At 40.6% G+C, this 16,920-nt stretch carries 19 protein-coding genes; 14 read left to right on the top strand and 5 right to left on the bottom strand.

Translation table 11 applies throughout. From position 1 onward, the window contains the following. Positions 1 to 255 precede the first annotated feature (255 nt). A complete protein-coding gene (locus NSQ64_RS10880; RefSeq protein ID WP_007500712.1) occupies positions 256 to 1,047 on the top strand; it encodes a LysM peptidoglycan-binding and 3D domain-containing protein in 792 nt (263 codons plus the stop codon). 152 nt (positions 1,048 to 1,199) lie between these two features. Here the strand turns inward: NSQ64_RS10880 and NSQ64_RS10875 are convergent, their stop codons facing one another. Continuing rightward, on the bottom strand, positions 1,200 to 1,706 hold the full coding sequence (locus NSQ64_RS10875; protein ID WP_008346514.1) for a GNAT family N-acetyltransferase: 507 nt from the start codon (positions 1,704 to 1,706) through the stop codon (positions 1,200 to 1,202). Positions 1,707 to 1,910: 204 nt separating this feature from the next. On the opposite strand from NSQ64_RS10875, the gene NSQ64_RS10870 reads away from it, so the two are divergent. The 4 genes from NSQ64_RS10870 (at position 1,911) to prpB (ending at position 6,129) form a co-directional block, all read left to right on the top strand. Continuing rightward, positions 1,911 to 2,450: a DUF420 domain-containing protein gene (locus NSQ64_RS10870; RefSeq protein WP_008346516.1), complete on the top strand. Its 540-nt coding sequence runs from the start codon at positions 1,911 to 1,913 to the stop codon at positions 2,448 to 2,450. A 167-nt stretch (positions 2,451 to 2,617) separates the two neighbouring features. Next, positions 2,618 to 3,760: a citrate synthase gene (gene mmgD / locus NSQ64_RS10865; RefSeq protein WP_341016458.1), complete on the top strand. Its 1,143-nt coding sequence runs from the start codon at positions 2,618 to 2,620 to the stop codon at positions 3,758 to 3,760. Between the two features lie 2 nt (positions 3,761 to 3,762). Further along, positions 3,763 to 5,199 (top strand): bifunctional 2-methylcitrate dehydratase/aconitate hydratase, encoded by a 1,437-nt coding sequence (locus NSQ64_RS10860; RefSeq protein ID WP_306172626.1) that lies wholly within the window; start codon positions 3,763 to 3,765, stop codon positions 5,197 to 5,199. 12 nt (positions 5,200 to 5,211) lie between these two features. Further along, positions 5,212 to 6,129 carry a methylisocitrate lyase gene (gene prpB / locus NSQ64_RS10855; protein ID WP_039963936.1) on the top strand — a complete coding sequence of 306 codons (918 nt, stop codon included), beginning with the start codon at positions 5,212 to 5,214 and terminating at the stop codon, positions 6,127 to 6,129. Positions 6,130 to 6,163: 34 nt separating this feature from the next. Here prpB and NSQ64_RS10850 read toward each other — a convergent pair whose 3' ends face one another. Further along, a complete protein-coding gene (locus NSQ64_RS10850; protein WP_017359484.1) occupies positions 6,164 to 6,826 on the bottom strand; it encodes a lysozyme family protein in 663 nt (220 codons plus the stop codon). A gap of 97 nt (positions 6,827 to 6,923) precedes the next feature. Continuing rightward, complete coding sequence (locus NSQ64_RS10845; RefSeq protein ID WP_341016455.1) at positions 6,924 to 8,249, bottom strand: APC family permease; 1,326 nt, start codon at positions 8,247 to 8,249, stop codon at positions 6,924 to 6,926. 187 nt (positions 8,250 to 8,436) lie between these two features. Here NSQ64_RS10845 and czrA point away from each other — a divergent pair, with 187 nt between their 5' ends. Next, a complete protein-coding gene (gene czrA, locus NSQ64_RS10840; RefSeq protein ID WP_007500691.1) occupies positions 8,437 to 8,766 on the top strand; it encodes a Zn(II)-responsive metalloregulatory transcriptional repressor CzrA in 330 nt (109 codons plus the stop codon). Positions 8,767 to 8,801: 35 nt separating this feature from the next. Here czrA and NSQ64_RS10835 read toward each other — a convergent pair whose 3' ends face one another. Next, positions 8,802 to 9,326: a mother cell-specific membrane sporulation protein gene (locus tag NSQ64_RS10835; RefSeq protein ID WP_144665611.1), complete on the bottom strand. Its 525-nt coding sequence runs from the start codon at positions 9,324 to 9,326 to the stop codon at positions 8,802 to 8,804. A gap of 118 nt (positions 9,327 to 9,444) precedes the next feature. Between NSQ64_RS10835 and NSQ64_RS10830 the strand changes: the two genes are divergently transcribed. From NSQ64_RS10830 to NSQ64_RS10800, 7 genes are all read left to right on the top strand, one after another. Further along, complete coding sequence (locus NSQ64_RS10830; protein ID WP_341016451.1) at positions 9,445 to 10,368, top strand: helix-turn-helix transcriptional regulator; 924 nt, start codon at positions 9,445 to 9,447, stop codon at positions 10,366 to 10,368. Between the two features lie 53 nt (positions 10,369 to 10,421). Beyond that, positions 10,422 to 10,898: a GyrI-like domain-containing protein gene (locus NSQ64_RS10825; RefSeq protein WP_046526860.1), complete on the top strand. Its 477-nt coding sequence runs from the start codon at positions 10,422 to 10,424 to the stop codon at positions 10,896 to 10,898. A gap of 38 nt (positions 10,899 to 10,936) precedes the next feature. After that, positions 10,937 to 11,656, top strand: coding sequence for an MBL fold metallo-hydrolase (locus NSQ64_RS10820; RefSeq protein WP_160757594.1), 720 nt, complete (start codon positions 10,937 to 10,939; stop codon positions 11,654 to 11,656). A gap of 3 nt (positions 11,657 to 11,659) precedes the next feature. Further along, positions 11,660 to 12,232 carry a TetR/AcrR family transcriptional regulator gene (locus NSQ64_RS10815; RefSeq protein WP_008346533.1) on the top strand — a complete coding sequence of 191 codons (573 nt, stop codon included), beginning with the start codon at positions 11,660 to 11,662 and terminating at the stop codon, positions 12,230 to 12,232. A gap of 151 nt (positions 12,233 to 12,383) precedes the next feature. Next, positions 12,384 to 13,265 (top strand): membrane protein, encoded by an 882-nt coding sequence (locus tag NSQ64_RS10810; protein ID WP_039169644.1) that lies wholly within the window; start codon positions 12,384 to 12,386, stop codon positions 13,263 to 13,265. Beyond that, positions 13,228 to 13,833, top strand: a complete 606-nt coding sequence (locus tag NSQ64_RS10805) for a DUF4166 domain-containing protein (RefSeq protein WP_341016449.1) — start codon at positions 13,228 to 13,230, stop codon at positions 13,831 to 13,833. Before NSQ64_RS10810 ends, NSQ64_RS10805 begins: the two co-directional genes overlap by 38 nt. Next, positions 13,826 to 15,451 (top strand): YndJ family protein, encoded by a 1,626-nt coding sequence (locus NSQ64_RS10800; RefSeq protein WP_341016447.1) that lies wholly within the window; start codon positions 13,826 to 13,828, stop codon positions 15,449 to 15,451. Before NSQ64_RS10805 ends, NSQ64_RS10800 begins: the two co-directional genes overlap by 8 nt. On the opposite strand, the gene NSQ64_RS10795 is transcribed toward NSQ64_RS10800, so the two are convergent. After that, complete coding sequence (locus NSQ64_RS10795) at positions 15,448 to 15,927, bottom strand: hypothetical protein (protein ID WP_007500681.1); 480 nt, start codon at positions 15,925 to 15,927, stop codon at positions 15,448 to 15,450. The two genes, NSQ64_RS10800 and NSQ64_RS10795, sit on opposite strands and share 4 nt — an antisense overlap. 267 nt (positions 15,928 to 16,194) lie before the next feature. On the opposite strand from NSQ64_RS10795, the gene csaA reads away from it, so the two are divergent. Further along, positions 16,195 to 16,527 (top strand): chaperone CsaA, encoded by a 333-nt coding sequence (gene csaA, locus NSQ64_RS10790; RefSeq protein ID WP_017367427.1) that lies wholly within the window; start codon positions 16,195 to 16,197, stop codon positions 16,525 to 16,527. Positions 16,528 to 16,920 lie beyond the last annotated feature (393 nt).

The raw sequence follows: 16,920 nt of genomic DNA, 5'->3' as shown, positions 1-16,920 counted from the left end.
GAGTTTGAAGAAGGAAAATAAATTTTTTTCGTTTCACTTGGACGCGTTTTCATCATGATGATTTCCATCCCTACAAAACCTTGATATGATGCGGAATTGAGCCATTTAGTGGGCTGATTTACCAATGGAGAGAGATGTTTCATGTAAAGGAACTGTAATCTAAAACATATCGTTTTGTTATTGAAATGACATTTACATATGTTACGATAGCACTCGTTAGCCGCCATAAAAAGCTAACAAGGGAGGATTTACTTTATGAAGAAGACTATTATGTCCTTGGTTGCTGTTGCAGCAATCTCAACAACAGCATTAGGAGCACAGCAAGCTTCTGCAAAGGAAATCACTGTACAGAAAGGTGATACACTTTGGGGAATCTCTCAAAAAAATGATGTGTCTCTAAAGGACCTAAAGGGTTGGAACAATTTATCTACAGACATGATCTATGTAGGAGATAAATTGACAATCTCTTCAAAAGAGAAAACTCAGGAGCAGTACAAAGTCCAGAAGGGGGACAGCCTCTGGAAAATCGCTCAAAAATTCAATGTGTCAATTAGCGATATTAAGTCTTGGAATAACTTAAACTCAGATATAATTATGATTGGTTCAACATTAAGTGTTGCTGGTCAAAGCTCAGCTCCGGTAAGCTCAGAACCTGTTCAAAAACAGGCACCTGTCCAAAAAGAGCAAACAACGAAAAAAGCTGCTCCTAAAAAGGAAACAGCTAAAGCAGAATCATCTTCTGCTAGTCAAAGTGTTCAAAAAGAAATGACTGTAACGGCTACGGCTTATACAGCAAATGATGGTGGCATCTCAGGTATCACTGCAACAGGGGTAAACTTAAACAAAAACCCAAATGCAAAAGTAATCGCAGTAGATCCTAATGTCATTCCATTAGGAAGTAAGGTTTATGTTGAAGGCTACGGTGAAGCCATCGCAGCAGATACTGGCGGCGCAATTAAAGGTAACAAAATTGATGTACACGTACCAAGCAAATCCCAAGCTAAAAATTGGGGCGTAAAATCAGTCAAAGTGAAAGTACTTAACTAGTAGTCTATTGTTTTTGGAAGAAAGCATCAGGTGGCGGCCTGATGCTTTTATTATACCTTTTTTTGGCCGGAAATACACATATTTTTCTGAAAAATTCGCATTTTCGACAAAAACCAGCGTATAAGTCCATCTCAACGCTGGTTTTTGTGTCGTTAGCTGTCCACCCAATAAATTTCTCCGCTTTGCTCTTTCCAATTAATTTGGACATCAAAATGGTGTTTTTCATAAAAATGAATCAGGCGGTCCACATGGTTCCAATCTCTTTTGACGAGATCCCCAGTAATGACTGGAATGTTTTGCTCTCTTGCGATTTCTTTTAAATGCTTCATACAAATGGATCCATAGCCATTATCAGGCGGGCCTTTAATATCGGCAATGTGAATCTTTCCTTCTTCAGGATATTCCGCGATCAAGGAAAAATCAGATTGTCCGCGAAAAGCTTTTTCACAATCGCTTAACATGATTTTGCACGTATCTGCATTCTCAATTGCAGAGACGATCATCCATTCATCTTCCTTCGCTTGATCAATGCCAATAATCTTTGCTTTTTTTGAAATATCTTTTATATTTTCTTGCATTCGATACATTTGGAACTGCAACTGCTGTAATTCTTGTTCTAATGTCTTCACATCTTTTGTTGTTTCCTGTAAGATTGACAAGTCTATTGCTCCTTTCATAGAAGAGTTGATAAAAACCACACAAATTCCCATTCTAAAGGAAGTGAGTGGATCTTTCAAGCCGCTAGAAGGCAGGCAATCGGCAAGTTTGTCTAAAATTCGACGAAGACAGCGAATTCATTGACTTTAGAGAGAAAGTTAAATAACATACTCTTAGTCGGAACTAATAAAGAGAGGTTTTCAAACATGAACGAACAGAATCAAAAACCGAAAAATTTCACCGGCATTGTTGTCTTTTTAACAATTGCCATAAACGGCTTAATTGCTTTATTATTTTTCATGCCAAAAACAGATAAATTTAGTCATCTGGATATTACATTTCTGCCGTTACTGAATGCCGTGATGAACAGTTTTACGTTTATCTTTTTACTTTCAGCGCTCATTATGATTAAACAAAAGAACATTAAAGCCCATAGACGATTTATCTTTGCGGCTTTTTCAACAACACTTGTCTTTTTAATTTCGTATGTAACGTATCATTCAATGGCAGCTGATACACACTTCGGGGGAGAAGGAATCATTCGTCCGATTTACTTCTTTATTCTCATCACACATATCGTCTTATCTGCCGTCATTGTACCGCTTGCACTGATCACTCTCTTTAGAGGCGCACAAATGCAAGTCGAACGTCATCGTAAAATTGCCAGATGGACCATGCCTCTTTGGCTCTATGTCAGTCTAACAGGTGTCATTGTATATATCATGATTTCTCCATACTACAGCTAACGTATGTCCATCTGGACATACGTTCTTTTATTTACAAGATGAAGTGCTTTGGATAAAATGGGAATTGGGTATCCGACTTGCACGGTATCTTCCCACCTATAGAATCACATCATGTCTGGCCGTTTGCTCGTTTGGAGAACACAATTGAACGAAACGGGGGTTATATGATGACTGAACAATTGCAGTACAAACCGGGGCTTGAAGACATTGTGGCAAGCGAAACGTCAATTTCGTTCCTAGATGTCCAGCAAGAAGAAATTGTGATTCGCGGTTATGACCTCATCGAGCTGGCACAAAGCAAGACGTACTTAGAAACAGCCTATCTGCTCATTTATGGAAGATTACCAGATGCAATGGAATATCACCAATTTCAGCAAGATATTTCCTCACAAACAAGCTTACATCCAACCATTCAAACCATTTTGACAAAACTGCCAAAAACCACTCACCCAATGGATGCCATGAGAACGTGTTTATCAGCTCTTGCAGGGTACGATGAACAATTGAATGATCGATCAGAAGCATGCCAACAAGCGCGTGCCGTTCGATTACTTGGCCAGCTACCAGCGATTGTTGCGGGAAGCTATCATATTCTCACACAAGACACCACACCTACTCCAGACCAGACCAAATCCTACACTGAAAACTTTCTAGCGATGTTAACAGGCCGCACTCCGGCACAAGACGAAATCAAAGCATTTGACCAAACGCTCACGCTTTATAGTGAGCATGAGCTGCCGAATTCCACATTTGCAGCAAGAGTCATTGCATCTACTCATTCTGACATGTATGGTGCTTTTACTGGAGCGATTTCTTCATTAAAAGGTGACTTACACGGAGGCGCAAACGAAGCAGTCATGCACATGCTGCTCGAAGGCAAAACAACAGAAGGTTTCCTTGCGCTCATCGAACGTAAATTAGCCGCAAAAGAAAAAATGATGGGCTTTGGACACCGGGTATACATGAGAAAAATGGACCCAAGAGCGGCTCTTTTAAAACGATCATTGAAAACGCTTACCGAATCAAAAGGAGACATGACGCTTTATGACATGTGCGTCGCAGGCGAGGCATACATGAAAGAAAAGAAAAACCTCTATCCAAACCTTGATTATTACGCAGCACCTATTTATTACGTGCTCGGCATTCCTATTTCACTTTATACACCGATTTTCTTTGCTGCGAGAGCAAGCGGATTAGCAGCGCATGTCATCGAGCAGCATTCACACAATCGGATTTTTAGACCGAGAGTAAGGTATTTAGGACCAAGAGGATTAAAAGTCTCTAATGATGATGGAAAAACGGGGGAATGAATATGAATAAAACAGCAGTAGCCAATCAAACAGACCAACTATTAGCAGATATCGCAGCCTATGCCGTGGATGGAGAAATTACGAGCAAAGAGGCCATTGAAACAGCTCGGTATGTACTCATGGATACACTCGGCTGCGGTATGCTGGCGCTCAACTTTCCAGAATGTACGAAGCATCTTGGACCCATCGTATCTGGAACTGTTGTCCCTAACGGAGCAAGAGTGCCCGGCACTTCATTTGTGTTAGATCCTGTTCAAGCGGCTTTTAATATAGGATGTATGATCCGCTGGTTAGATTATAATGACACGTGGCTTGCACAGGAGTGGGGCCATCCCTCAGATAACCTGGGCGGGATATTGGCTGTAAGCGATTATATCAGCAGAACGAGGCTTGCAAACGGAGAAGAACCGCTTTCGATGAATGACGTACTGCATGCGATTGTAAAGGCACATGAAATACAAGGTGTGCTTGCTTTAGAAAATTGTTTGAATCGAAATGGCTTGGATCATGTTCTTTTTGTCAAGGTGGCATCAAGTGCAGTCGTTTGTGCAATGCTTGGCGGAACGAAAGAAGATGTGCAGCATGTGTTATCACAAGCATTTGTGGATAATTCACCGCTTAGAACGTACCGGCATGCCCCGAACACAGGATCAAGGAAATCGTGGGCAGCAGGGGATGCCACAAGCCGTGCGGTGAGACTAGCGATGATGACATTGAAAGGAGAAATGGGCTATCAGACGCCCCTCAGTGCAGAAAAGTGGGGATTTGAAGATGTGTTAATGAAAGGAAAACCACTCACACTTGCCCAGCCGCTCGGGTCATATGTGATCGAAAATGTACTCTTTAAAATTGCCTATCCAGCAGAATTTCATGCGCAAACTGCCGCTGAGGCCGCTGTCATTCTACATGATGCGGTAAAAGACCGTTTAGATGAGATTGACAGGATTGAGATTACGACACATGAATCAGCCATTCGAATTATTGATAAAAAAGGACCGCTTTACAACCCGGCAGACCGTGACCATTGCTTGCAGTATATTACGGCCATTGGGTTAATCTATGGTGAGCTGACTGCTGATCATTATGAAGAAGAGACGGCGCAGAATCCGCTCATTGACCGTTTGCGTGATCAAATGATCGTCAAAGAAGATAAACGGTATACAGAAGACTATTTAGATCCGAAAAAGAGATCAATTGCAAACTGTGTTCAAATCTTCTTTAAAGACGGAACGATGACAGATCGAATTGAAATTGAATATCCGCTTGGTCATCGCAGAAGAAGGCAGGAAGGGATCCCGCTGCTTGAAAAGAAATGGGTATATCATTTGAAAACGAGATTTCCACAAAAACAAGTCGATCAAATTGTTTCACTTTGCCAAAATCCAAATCAATTAAAAACAACGACAGTACCAGCATTTATGGATTTATTTGTCATATAAGGGGGAGCTAGTGTGTGGATCGTGAATGATGAAGTAAATCAAGCTGACTTAGCCGCAGCTTTTAAAGAGCAAATGCACAAATCCGCTTTATTTCAAATTCCAGGCGTTCACGATGGAATGTCTGCGCTCTATGCGAGGAAAATGGGATTTCAAGGGCTTTATTTATCGGGTGCCGCTTTTTGCGCAAGCAAAGGGCTTCCTGACCTCGGTATGATTCATTCCACTGAAATGGCAGAAAAGGCAAAGGAAATCATTCGAGCTTCTCAGCTGCCTCTTTTAGTTGATATGGATACTGGCTATGGCGGGGTATTAAATGCAGCCAGGGCAGCAAAAGAAATGGTGGAGAGCAAGGTAGCGGCTGTTCAAATTGAAGATCAGCAAATGCCGAAGAAATGCGGACATTTAAACGGAAAATCACTCGTTTCTGTAGAAGACATGATGGCGAAAATCAAAGCGATCAAACAAGCGGCACCTACACTTCTCGTCATCGCAAGAACAGATGCGAAGTCAGTAAACGGGATGGAGGATGTCATTCACCGGGCGAATCTCTATCTAGAAGCAGGAGCAGATGCCATTTTTCCTGAAGCGCTGATCACAGCAGAAGATTTCACGTATGCTTCAAATAATATAAAAGGGCCGCTTCTTGCAAACATGACGGAGTTTGGAAAAACACCTTATTATCATGCAGACGAATTTTCTATGTTTGGCTTTCAAATGGTGATTTATCCAGTGTCATCCCTGAGAGTTGCTGCAAAAGCGTATGAGCGTTTATTTACAGAGATTAAAGAAAAGGGGACGCAACAGGGAATGCTGGAGGACATGCAAACGAGAAAAGAGCTATATGAAACGATTCATTATGATGAATATGAAGAAATGGATCAGCATTTAGCCAAAACGATCCTGCCGGAAATCGGGAAAGAGCATTCATAAAATGAAAAGCACTTCCTAAACGGAAGTGCTTTTTTTACGATGATGGTGTGGATGATGAAGCCAATTTCATCTTTTCTTCAACTGTTTTCGTTTTTTCTTTTACTTTTTCAGCATAAGTGAAATCACCGTAGCAATACGGATAGCGGAAGTTATCTTTGTCGCCCCCGCATGTATAGACTTCAGGGTTTCGCTTCACTTGCTTTTTGGAGTATTGCTTTGCCAATTTTTCGGAATGTTTTCCCCCGTTTTTTGCAACAAAATCAATATAGCCGATTCCCATGTTATAGCTTTGAATAATGGTTTCCAAATCAACGCCTTTTTTCTTCCCATGCTTGTACATGGTCGAAAAATGATGGACTCCTTGTTTAATGCTTTTCTGAGGGTCATTGATTTCATTTCGTTTCAAACCAAGAGATTCAGAGGACTGCATTGGATCTCCGCCTCTGCCTTTTGATTCTTGATACATCATACCGAGAATTAACGCGGTATATTGATCTAAATCTTGATCTCTTAACTCTGTTTCTACAAGCGGTTTGTAATCATCCAGTCTCGACAAAACAATTGATTCCGTATCAATCGGCAGCTTTTTTAACTCCTTTTGATTAAAGGAAATGACAATGGCCGCTAATACGCAAACAAACAGAAAAATCGTGAAACAGCCTGAAATGGCAAAACATCCTGTTTTTTTCTTTTTCAAGGTCAGTTCACCCCTGTTTTGCCCCGCTTTTAAAAGGGAAGTACAGCCTTTATATTATGCCATATCCTGCACAGGATACCAAGTGAAAACCTTATATTCAATCATATCCAAACGTAAATTCTGTTCTTGTTTTCAGTCTATAGCAGAAATAAACAAAACCGATCATGAGCCACACCATGCCGATGATTAATGCATTTGTACTGATGCTTGTTAAGAGCCAAATACAAAAAGCCGTTCCGCAAAGAGGGATGATAGCATACCTCAGTGTGTTTAATACACCTCTTTGTTTTTGTTTGATGAAATAGTAAGCGAAAACAGACAAGTTAACAAACGTAAATCCAATTAATGCCCCGAAGCTGATAAACGAGTAAATGACCTCAAGCTCACCAACAACTGCGGTTAACGAAAAAACACCAATTAATAAAATATTAAATACAGGCGTTTTCAATGTTGGGTGAATATAACCGAAGAAACGCTTTGGTAATGATTGATCTCTTCCCATCGCATACAAGAGTCTTGCGGCACTCGCATGTGATGATAGGGAGGAAGAGATGACAGCGACCATGGTGCCGGCTAAAAAGAATGAGTGGAGAAACGCGCCGCCCACAAATTCTGCAATTTCAAGTGATGCCGCATCTGGATGCTTGAACTGTTGAAAATTTGGAAACACCTGCTGTAAAAAATAAGAGGTAAGGGTAAACAACACACCTCCAATAGCGACCGTTAAAAATATGGCGAGAGGAATCGTTCTTTTTGGTTTAATTGTTTCCTCAGACATGGTCGAAATCGCATCAAATCCTAGAAAAGAAAAACATAAAATCGTTGCGCCGGAAAAAATAAGGGCGGGATCTAAGCTCGCTGAATAAAACGGACGGGCTGACAGTAACTCTCCCGTGCCTGCATGCTGCGTGAGCCCATAAATAATAAACCCAACAAATGTCACAGCGACAATCACCTGAAAGGTCACAAATAGCGCTGTAATGTTGGCTGTAAGACGTATACCGATTACATTGACAGTCGTTATGGCGATAGCAAGTATGATGATCCAAATGTAATGAGGTACATCAGGAAAGGCTGCGGTTAAATATGCACTTCCGATTGCAAAATTCACCATAGGCAAAAATAAATAGTCTAGCAATAGTGTCCAGCCTACAAGGAAGCCGACGTGAGGATGAATACTTTTTTGCGCGTATGTATATGCAGATCCTGCTTTTGGAAAAGCCTTCACCATATTCCCATAGCTAAGCGCTGTCAATAGTAATGCCAGTAAAGTAAAGATATAAGCTGCAGCAACGTGTCCTTTCGTCAGCTGAGCAACAATGCCGTATGAATCAAATACGACAAGTGGGTCCATATAAGCAAGCCCGATCACAACAAGTGGAAAAACAGTCAGGCTGCGTTTTAGTCTTGGCTCTTCAGTCAATTTGCCTATCAGCTCCTCTAAAAAAATGAATAAATAATGCTCATTTTAAAAAGAATGCTACCACGTGTCAATGCTATTTGAATAAATCTTTTTTCAAAAGGTGTGGAAGCTTTGCATGCTACACGTTTTGGTATATGATGATACATAGAATAAGTCGTGAGTTGACTGACAAGAAAGGTGAAGCGAAATGAAGGAAGAACTGAATACAAATCAAGAACAGGAACGGATGGAGCTGGACGAAGAAAGTCTATTTCTTGTCTCCCAAACATTTAAAGCCTTATCTGATCCGACGCGTATTCGTATTCTGCATTTGCTGTCTCAAGGTGAACATTCAGTAAATGATATAGCAGAAACACTAAACCTTATGCAATCAACCGTATCTCATCAGCTGCGCTTTTTAAAAAATCTTCGTCTCGTGAAATCTAGACGAGCAGGGACCTCGATTTTTTACAGTCCTGAAGATCAGCATGTAATGGAAGTGCTTGAACAAATGATACACCATGCACAGCATGATTGAGAAAAAACCTTCCTACTTTTATATAGGAAGGTTTTTTATGCATGATGTACTTGGGTTGATCGTTTATTTGCTTTCATCATTTGATAAGAAAACACAATATAGTAAGCCGCTAGAAGGAAAAAGCTGAGTATTGTCAGCGCATCATCGCTGACAATATGCTGATACAATTCAACGATATCCATTTTGGTGATCGCATGTGTTGTCAGATTGACCGATTTAAATGCAAGCCTAGATAAAAACAAACATAAAATAAAGCTTTCAATCCATTTACTTGTTTTCATATACAGCCGGCCATTTTCTAATTTCATCTGAATCGTCTGATAGGCGTGAATGGCGAGACTGCTCCCGAAGATCATGCCAATGACGGCATAGATAAAAATACTGTGATTTTGCCATCCTTCTGATAAGAGAATAAGGGCAGTGAGACTAAATACATACATTCTCATGAAAAGATTTACCGGGCGCACAAGCTGATAGCGTCTCATTCGATTCATTCGAATGATGATCCAGACGAGCATGACGATCCCGATCATGAACAACTGCCATACGTAATGTGTCATGATGCAACCTCCTCCTGCACAGGCAGGGATGTAAACAAATGCTGGCTGTTACTTATCATTACCATTCTTTCTTTTTTTATCAAATCAAAACCTATATTTATGAAAAAGAGGAAAAGTCATGAAAATCGATCGCATTTTGTCTATTGTGATGATACTGATTAGCAAACGGCAAGTACAGGCGAAAGACCTCGCTGAACTACATGAAGTGAGCGTGAGAACCATATACCGTGACATTTATACGATTAATCAAGCGGGGATTCCAGTTGTCACAAAACAAGGCGCAGGGGGGGGAATTTCACTCGTTGACGACTATCGTCTAGAGAAAAAATTATTCACCGATGATGATATTGAACTGATTTTAACAGCTCTTGAAGGCATTACGAGTGCATACACCTTTAAAGAAAGTGAACATGTACTAAAGAAAATGAAATCCCTGATTCCGCCTCAAAATGAAAAACAGCAACATGTATTTATTGATTTAAGCTCTTGGGGGAAAGACAGCTATTTAGAAAAGAAGCTCCAGCTCATTCATACCGCTGCCTCAGCGCATCAATATATCCAGTTCACCTACCGCAATGCAAAAGGCGAAACACTTCCTAGAAAAGTAGAGCCTTATACACTTGTCTTAAAAGAAAGACACTGGTATTTGTATGCGTATTGCTGCGTGAAAAAAGCGTTTCGCCTGTTTAAACTCAAAAGAATGTCAGACCTTATCACGCATTCAGTATCCTTTCTTTCTAAACGAATAAAAAATGAAGAAAAGCCTTGGAATGATTCTTGGCACGAAGAACCTTCCGTCAGTACACTAACGCTCAGGTTGACTGAAGATTCTGTTGGTAAAGTGAAGGAATGGATAGATGAAAATGAATTCACCGTATGTGCAGATGGTACGTATCTTGCCACAATCACGTTGCCTCAGGATGATTGGTTATATAGCTTTCTTTTTTATTTAGGGCCAGATATCGAGATTGTCTCTCCGCCATCCGTTCGGGAAGCGTTTGATCTCAAGTTGAAACAATTTCAAAAACCAAAAGGAACTTGACACAATGTTGTCAGGTTTCTTTTTATATGATGGAAAAAAGGAGATGAGAATGTATGTACGATATCGTGATTTTACAGAAACAATGGATCAAGGGATTATCTGTTCGAACAACAAACGAAATGGAGCAAACAAACGAGCGGAAGATTGCACCGCTTTGGCAGCAATTTTTCACACAGCAGCTTCGCGGAGGACATGCGCCAGTCATAGGGCTGTATTCAGATTATGAAAAGGATGAAAATGGTGCTTATTTGTTCACAGCGGGGCAATTGGTTGACCAGCAGCTAGCACAAGATGCAAAAGAGATTCCAGGCTCCACCTACGCAAGATTTCAAACGAGAAAGGGCCCGATTGAAGAAGTTGTGTTTGAAACATGGCAGCAGATTTGGAGTTGGGATCAGCGTTATTTGCGAACATATACTGGCGATTTTGAATGGTACGACGAACGATCGATTGATCCAAAAGAAGCGCAAATTGATATTTATATTGCTGTCGATGAAAAAATAGTTGCTAAAACTAATGATATTAGTTAATATAAAACTAACGACATTAGTTTTAGGGGGAAAACAAGATGAGATTGACAACATTTGACCGTTTGCACCAGCTTACATTAATGCCGCGTATTTTTCCGGTAAATTGTTATGTATTTGAGGAAGAGAATGAACTCATCTTAATTGATGCAGCTTTGAAAATGGCAGCAAGCTCGATAATTGAATTTGCACATCAATTAAACAAACCCATTAAAAAAATTATTCTGACTCATAGTCATATGGATCATATTGGCGCACTAGATGAAGTGAAAAAGGCTTTTCCAGAGGCAGTTGTTTATTTATCGAAACGAGATGCTCGCCTGTTTGCTGGCGATTTCTCTTTACTTCCTGGTGAGCCAGAGAAAAAAGTCAAAGGCAGTTTTTCAAAAGACATTCACACAAAACCAGACGTGCTTGTTGAAGAAGGGGACGAGATTGGGTCCCTGAAAGTCATTGCCACACCAGGACATACACCAGGAAGCATCTCTTTATACGATGAAAAGTCAGGGGTTGTCATTGCGGGTGATGCAGTTGTGACAAAAGGCGGTTTATTTGTAACGGGTGAGTTTCGCTTCACCTTCCCATTCCCGGCTTTTGCCACTTGGGATGCAGAAACAGCACTAAAAAGCGCTGAAAAATTACTGGCACTTCCCTTGTCTTGTCTCGCAGCAGGGCATGGTGATCTCATCATAGAGCCTGAGGCAAAGCTCAGAGCCGCTATCGAAAAAAGGAAGCAGCAGCTACAAAAGGGGGGACAGTAAGCCATGTCTCCAAGAATGGGTATCACACAAGAAAAAATTGTTGAATCTGCCATCGAATTTGTCGATGAAGAGGGCTTTTCCGCTTTGACTATTGCTACATTGTCCAAACGGCTTAACATCAGACCACCATCTCTTTACAACCATATATCCGGCCTTCATGAAATACAGGCAGCTCTTGCTGTCAAGGGGCTGACAATGCTTTGTGAGGCCGGCAAACAAGTAACAGCGGGGCTGGAAAAAGAAGACGCTGTTTTAGCATTTGCAAGACAATATGTTCAATTTGTTCGTCAGCATCCCGGTCTTTATGAGGCTGCTTTTTCACATATGAATGAAAAAGAAGTCAGTGTGGCTGCAGAGAATCTTGCTGATTTTGTCCAATCCATCATGTCTCGTTTTGGTGTAAAAGAAGAGGACATGACGCATGTCGTGAGAGGGCTCAGAAGCTTACTACACGGTTTTGGAGATATTTCAAACAAAAAAGGATTTCAACGGAAAGAACAGCTTGAAGATAGTGTGAGCTATGCGGTCCGTCTTTATATTGCAGGCATCAAAGAGCAAGAAGATCTGTCTCATTGACAGGTCTTTTTTATGTATCGAACCGATATGATGAAGGAGATGTAAACAAATCAAAACATTTTTTGGGCAAAAAACCAATAAAGATTTGACAGTTTTGTGAAACATGGTATGCTTATTATGTGAAATAATTCACATAGAGGAGTAGAGGCAGATGAAAAGAAAGCCTGTTTATGTGGAAACAACCATTCAAGCACCTATTGAAAAAGTATGGGAGTATACGCAAAATCCAAAGCTTCATGAACAATGGGATTTGCGATTTTCGACCATTTCATTAAATGGACCTAGTGATGAACAGCCCCAATCCTTTTTGTATGAGAAACACCTTGGATTCGGCATTAGTGTAACTGGGACAGGAGCGTATCGAACGAGCGTGAAGGATGAGCGTCATGAAAGAGCATCCTCACTTCAATTTAAATCATCACACCCTTTGTCTTTCATCAAAGAAGGCGGAGGGTATTGGAAATACATGAAAACGAATGATCACATTGTGTTTCAAACGCAATTTGATTATGAAACAAAGGAAGGAAAAGGGTGGAAATGGGCAGACCGTTTGTTTTTTCGACCAATGATGGGGTTTATGACTGCCTTTAGCTTTGGCGCATTAAAGACGTGGCTTGAAAAGGGCACGCATCCCCGGTTGCTGCTAGAGAGAACACTTGCCCATTATGGCATTTGTTTGTTGTTTGCTATCGTCTGGTTATGTCAAGCGATCATTCCTTTTTCACCTTCTGCTTTTGAACATAGCACCGGATTTCGATTGTTTTATGCGCTATTAGGTGTATCATGGCTCATGCCTAAACTGCCAAAGAAATATATATTCATCCTTCAAAGCATCTTTCTGTTGCTGATGCTTGGTATAGGGATTTTATCGCCAGAAACGACTCTGCACGAGCCGCTGGTGCTGAGTGCATTTTTCATTTTATCCGTTGCAGGAATGATTAATTTAAAAGATTGTGTAGATGTGTTTTCGATCAAACGAAAAAGGGGAGGTAGACATGGTCGCTCATCATCATCAAGTAAAGGATTACGATAAGCTGCATCCAACATTAAAAGAACGTTATAACCGCGCGTTTACGGCCGAAGGCATCATGGAGGAAATAGGAGGCGGGACAAAGCTCATCCGATTGTTATTCAAAATAGGCCCATTGTTTCGCTGTTTTTTTCCTGAAAGAGGGCGAAATATTCCCTTCCAAATTGTGAACAAGCCTTTTACTACAAGTAAAGGAGAAGAAGGGATGCACTGGTTTCGAACGTTCTATTTTCCTGACAAGGAAAGACATTTTGATGCAGATATGATCATTGATCAGAAGAGCCATCAAGTACTGGACTACTTTGGAAAACCTAGGCTTCTTGTGTCAGAGCTTCATTTTACAGTCACGGAAAAAGGGTTCTTGCACATTCAATCAGGTAAGCAAAAGTTTTTGCTGTTTGGGCGGGAGTGGCCGCTCCCTTCTTGGCTTTATGGTGAATCTGATGTAACAGAAGGGTACGATGAGCGTGCAGGTGAGTATACGATTGATGTTCAAGTGAAAAATCGCCTTTTTGGCACTCTTTTTACTTATAAGGGCCGGTTTACGGAAAGGGTGTCACCTTATGAATAAATGGCATTTGATGTGTAGCATCGTGTTGATGTCCTGCTTTCTCGTTACACGTTTGACGACAGCTCCCATACCAGAATTTTTTGTTTTGATTGCGATTTTATTTTTTCTTCCCGCTTTCTTACACTTTTTTTATCAGGAAGAGAAGAAACGGCAGCAGAAGGGGCTGATCGGTTTCATAATGAAAGCCTTTCCAGTAGCAGCTCTATGTGCAACAGGCGCATTCATCTATCATTCTCTTTGGCTTGCATTGGGATGGCTTTTCTTTACAATGATTCTGGCTTTATTTGGTTTCACCCGTTTGCTGAAAAGAGGGGCTCATCCGCTTCATGAGCTGATGATCGATGGCGCATGTATGTATATCGCTCTAGGTGGGCTTTGGTTCTGGCTGTACATAGCAGATATACAAGTGATGACATTTTCACCGATGATTGTACTTTTGACTGCTATTCATTTTCATTACTCGGCTTTTTTTATCCCTATCTTTTATGGCTTATTAGGAAGGCAACGGAAAAAAGAGACGACGCTATACAAAGTGGGCGGCTGGGTTATTTTACTGTCGCCAGTGATGATTGCTGTTGGAATCAGCTATTCTCGCCTGTTTGATACGTTCAGCGTCGTTCTTTATGTGATAGCACTTTATTTGTATGGAATTTTGTGTATGAAAACTTCTTTTCGTTCAACTGTCGCAAAAGGGTTCGTTGTGTTTTCTAGCATCATGTTAATGGGAACGATCGTCCTATCATTCCTTTATTCTGCCGGAATGCTTTTACATGTTACCTACATCAGCATGGATCAAATGATTTGGTTTCATGGCAGTATCAATGCAAGTTTGGTTATTTTACCAGGCCTCATTGGATGGTTGATTGAAAGACCAGCTGATCGATTGAAACAGAAGGATTTTCCGGTATCGAGAGTTCACGGTCGTTTTCAGATCATGTCTTTTCAACATGACGACATGCAGCATGATGAGAAGATTGGTTTAGTCGATTCTCTTGACCAATTAAATGGAAAGGCATTTTCAGCAGAGAGTGTGTCACCGGTTATTCGCAGATTTTATGAGGGCCCGATGTCCTTTACGTTAAAAGCAGCCGTCTGTTTTCATTGGTGGGTAAGGCCGTTTGTCTTTTTGCTTCAACCTATTTTTAGACAAATAGGACAGCTCTATTTAGGGTCATCACGAATGCCATATGAAATGCCGGGGAGTCTTTCAAGATTTCAACATCCTCTTGAAGAAAGGAAGAATGTACGTGTGTGGATCAGGCGCAATGAGAAAGGCGAGCAAGTCTTTTATGCGCTCTATGCCCAGCACCATGATGAAGAGACAGTCTATATGAATATTGCTTTGCCGCTTCCTTTTTCACAGCTTACGGCTATTTTAAAACCTTTTAATGAAAAGGAAGATTTTCTATTAAAAAGTAAAAGTCCAAAAGGCAGTACGGGTGATGAAGGATTGTATTTGCATACGTCTTTCATCACCATGAAACTGCCAATGGAAGAAAGCTTTCATATGAAACCGGAGACGGAAAAAAGTCTCACAGCAATTCATCAAATGAAGCTATTCGGTATTCCTTTTTTAACGATTCAGTATCAAATCGACAGTGAAAGCCACTCATCTTAATCAATGATGTCGCATGGTTCACCGTGACGAATGATGTTCACAATCGCTTGCCCATCACTCGGATGATGATCTGCATACTGTACTGGCAGTAAAGCAAAAAATACATAGTAGACTGAGAAGTAAGCAAATTGATAGAAAAATTGATGTTCTGGCAGGAAATCGTTGGCGATCATTGTGTTCAATATGAGAACACTGAGCAGGTTGCATAATGATCCGCCTAAGTAGACAAGAATGTGTGAGAAACGGTTATTTCTCCTCATTTCTTCATAGTGGCAAAATGCATCTAGAAAATAGATTCTTCTAATTTCAACGACGCCTATTTTCAATACTTTTTTGCCTCTGCCAAGTGCAAACGAAACCTTTGCTCCAAACAGCCAGGCGACTACAATGTGACCCAGCTGATGCAAGATGGCAACGATAGGAAGAATGACGAAAAACGACCAGCAAAACGTCCACATATCTGATAATGTAAACAAGTGTTAACCCTCCCCGAAATATTCGAGAGGAAGCAGTAGGATTATTTGCCATTTTACCGAATTCATTTTCATGATGCAAACATTTAATAGACTACTATAAAATCATTATGTAAACTAAAAAGGATTTTCAATGAATAGGCTTTTTAACTCTTTCTTTTAGAAGAGTAGGGTGTGCTACAATAAAGAAATTAGTGGAACACAAGTGGTCATCTAGCAGAAGAAAAATGTGACCTTTTTTATGAAAGATTGAAAGGGAGAGAGATTCTAATGGCAGATATTGAACAGTTTTTAGCGTTAGACATTCGCGTTGGGACGATAGTAGAAGCAGAATTTTTTGCAGAAGCAAGAGTGCCTGCTTTCAAGCTGAAGATTGACTTTGGGGATGAGATTGGCATAAAACAATCTAGTGCACAGCTGACAAAACGTTATCAGGCTGAGAATCTCACTGGGAAACAAATTATTGCAGTGGTCAATTTCCCGCCAAGAAGAATTGCCGGGTTTAAATCAGAGGTGCTTGTCTTAGGAGGCATGCCGTCAAAAGAAGACGTTGTCCTGCTTGCCACCGATGAGCCGGTTGAAAATGGCACCAAAATAGGGTAAGAAAAAAGACATCTTCATCAGAAGATGTCTTTTGCGTATTGAGGCGGAATAACCACACGCCACATTCGTGTGTGTCTCAAAGAGACGTGTTACCCGACTTACACAATTCAGCTCATCGCTTGATTAATATAGCATGGGATTGGTATGAATGCAACCATTATTTGAGTTCTCTTTGTTTTTGGAAGATAAAAAGAAGGTTCATATCCTCATACCATAGAAAAAATGACAAGAAATCAATTATTTGGATTATTTTTTCAAAAAATATTGAAAAGTCAGATCATATTTTATAAAATGAATTCATCTTAGTTTGTTTAATCGATAAACTAAGATGGCGATCATCTATTGATCTATTGTTTAAAGCGAATGATTTGCTGCTATGTGGGCTAAGCTGAA

This window comes from Bacillus sp. FSL W8-0183, assembly GCF_038006825.1.
Classification (GTDB): domain Bacteria; phylum Bacillota; class Bacilli; order Bacillales; family Bacillaceae; genus Bacillus; species Bacillus altitudinis.
The sequence above is the reverse complement of the archived record's forward strand: the minus strand, read 5'-3'. Positions and strand labels throughout refer to the sequence as shown.

Bases quoted from the DNA above. Each gene is read 5' to 3' on its own strand.
- NSQ64_RS10830 (WP_341016451.1), top strand. From the start codon at position 9,445: ATGAAAATCGATCGCATTTTGTCTATTGTGATGATACTGATTAGCAAA.
- NSQ64_RS10815 (WP_008346533.1), top strand. From the start codon at position 11,660: ATGTCTCCAAGAATGGGTATCACACAAGAAAAAATTGTTGAATCTGCC.
- csaA (WP_017367427.1), top strand. From the start codon at position 16,195: ATGGCAGATATTGAACAGTTTTTAGCGTTAGACATTCGCGTTGGGACG.
- czrA (WP_007500691.1), top strand. From the start codon at position 8,437: ATGAAGGAAGAACTGAATACAAATCAAGAACAGGAACGGATGGAGCTG.
- mmgD (WP_341016458.1), top strand. From the start codon at position 2,618: ATGACTGAACAATTGCAGTACAAACCGGGGCTTGAAGACATTGTGGCA.
- NSQ64_RS10835 (WP_144665611.1), bottom strand. From the start codon at position 9,326: ATGACACATTACGTATGGCAGTTGTTCATGATCGGGATCGTCATGCTC.
- NSQ64_RS10870 (WP_008346516.1), top strand. From the start codon at position 1,911: ATGAACGAACAGAATCAAAAACCGAAAAATTTCACCGGCATTGTTGTC.
- NSQ64_RS10825 (WP_046526860.1), top strand. From the start codon at position 10,422: ATGTACGATATCGTGATTTTACAGAAACAATGGATCAAGGGATTATCT.
- NSQ64_RS10880 (WP_007500712.1), top strand. From the start codon at position 256: ATGAAGAAGACTATTATGTCCTTGGTTGCTGTTGCAGCAATCTCAACA.
- NSQ64_RS10860 (WP_306172626.1), top strand. From the start codon at position 3,763: ATGAATAAAACAGCAGTAGCCAATCAAACAGACCAACTATTAGCAGAT.
- NSQ64_RS10805 (WP_341016449.1), top strand. From the start codon at position 13,228: ATGGTCGCTCATCATCATCAAGTAAAGGATTACGATAAGCTGCATCCA.
- NSQ64_RS10800 (WP_341016447.1), top strand. From the start codon at position 13,826: ATGAATAAATGGCATTTGATGTGTAGCATCGTGTTGATGTCCTGCTTT.
- NSQ64_RS10810 (WP_039169644.1), top strand. From the start codon at position 12,384: ATGAAAAGAAAGCCTGTTTATGTGGAAACAACCATTCAAGCACCTATT.
- NSQ64_RS10820 (WP_160757594.1), top strand. From the start codon at position 10,937: ATGAGATTGACAACATTTGACCGTTTGCACCAGCTTACATTAATGCCG.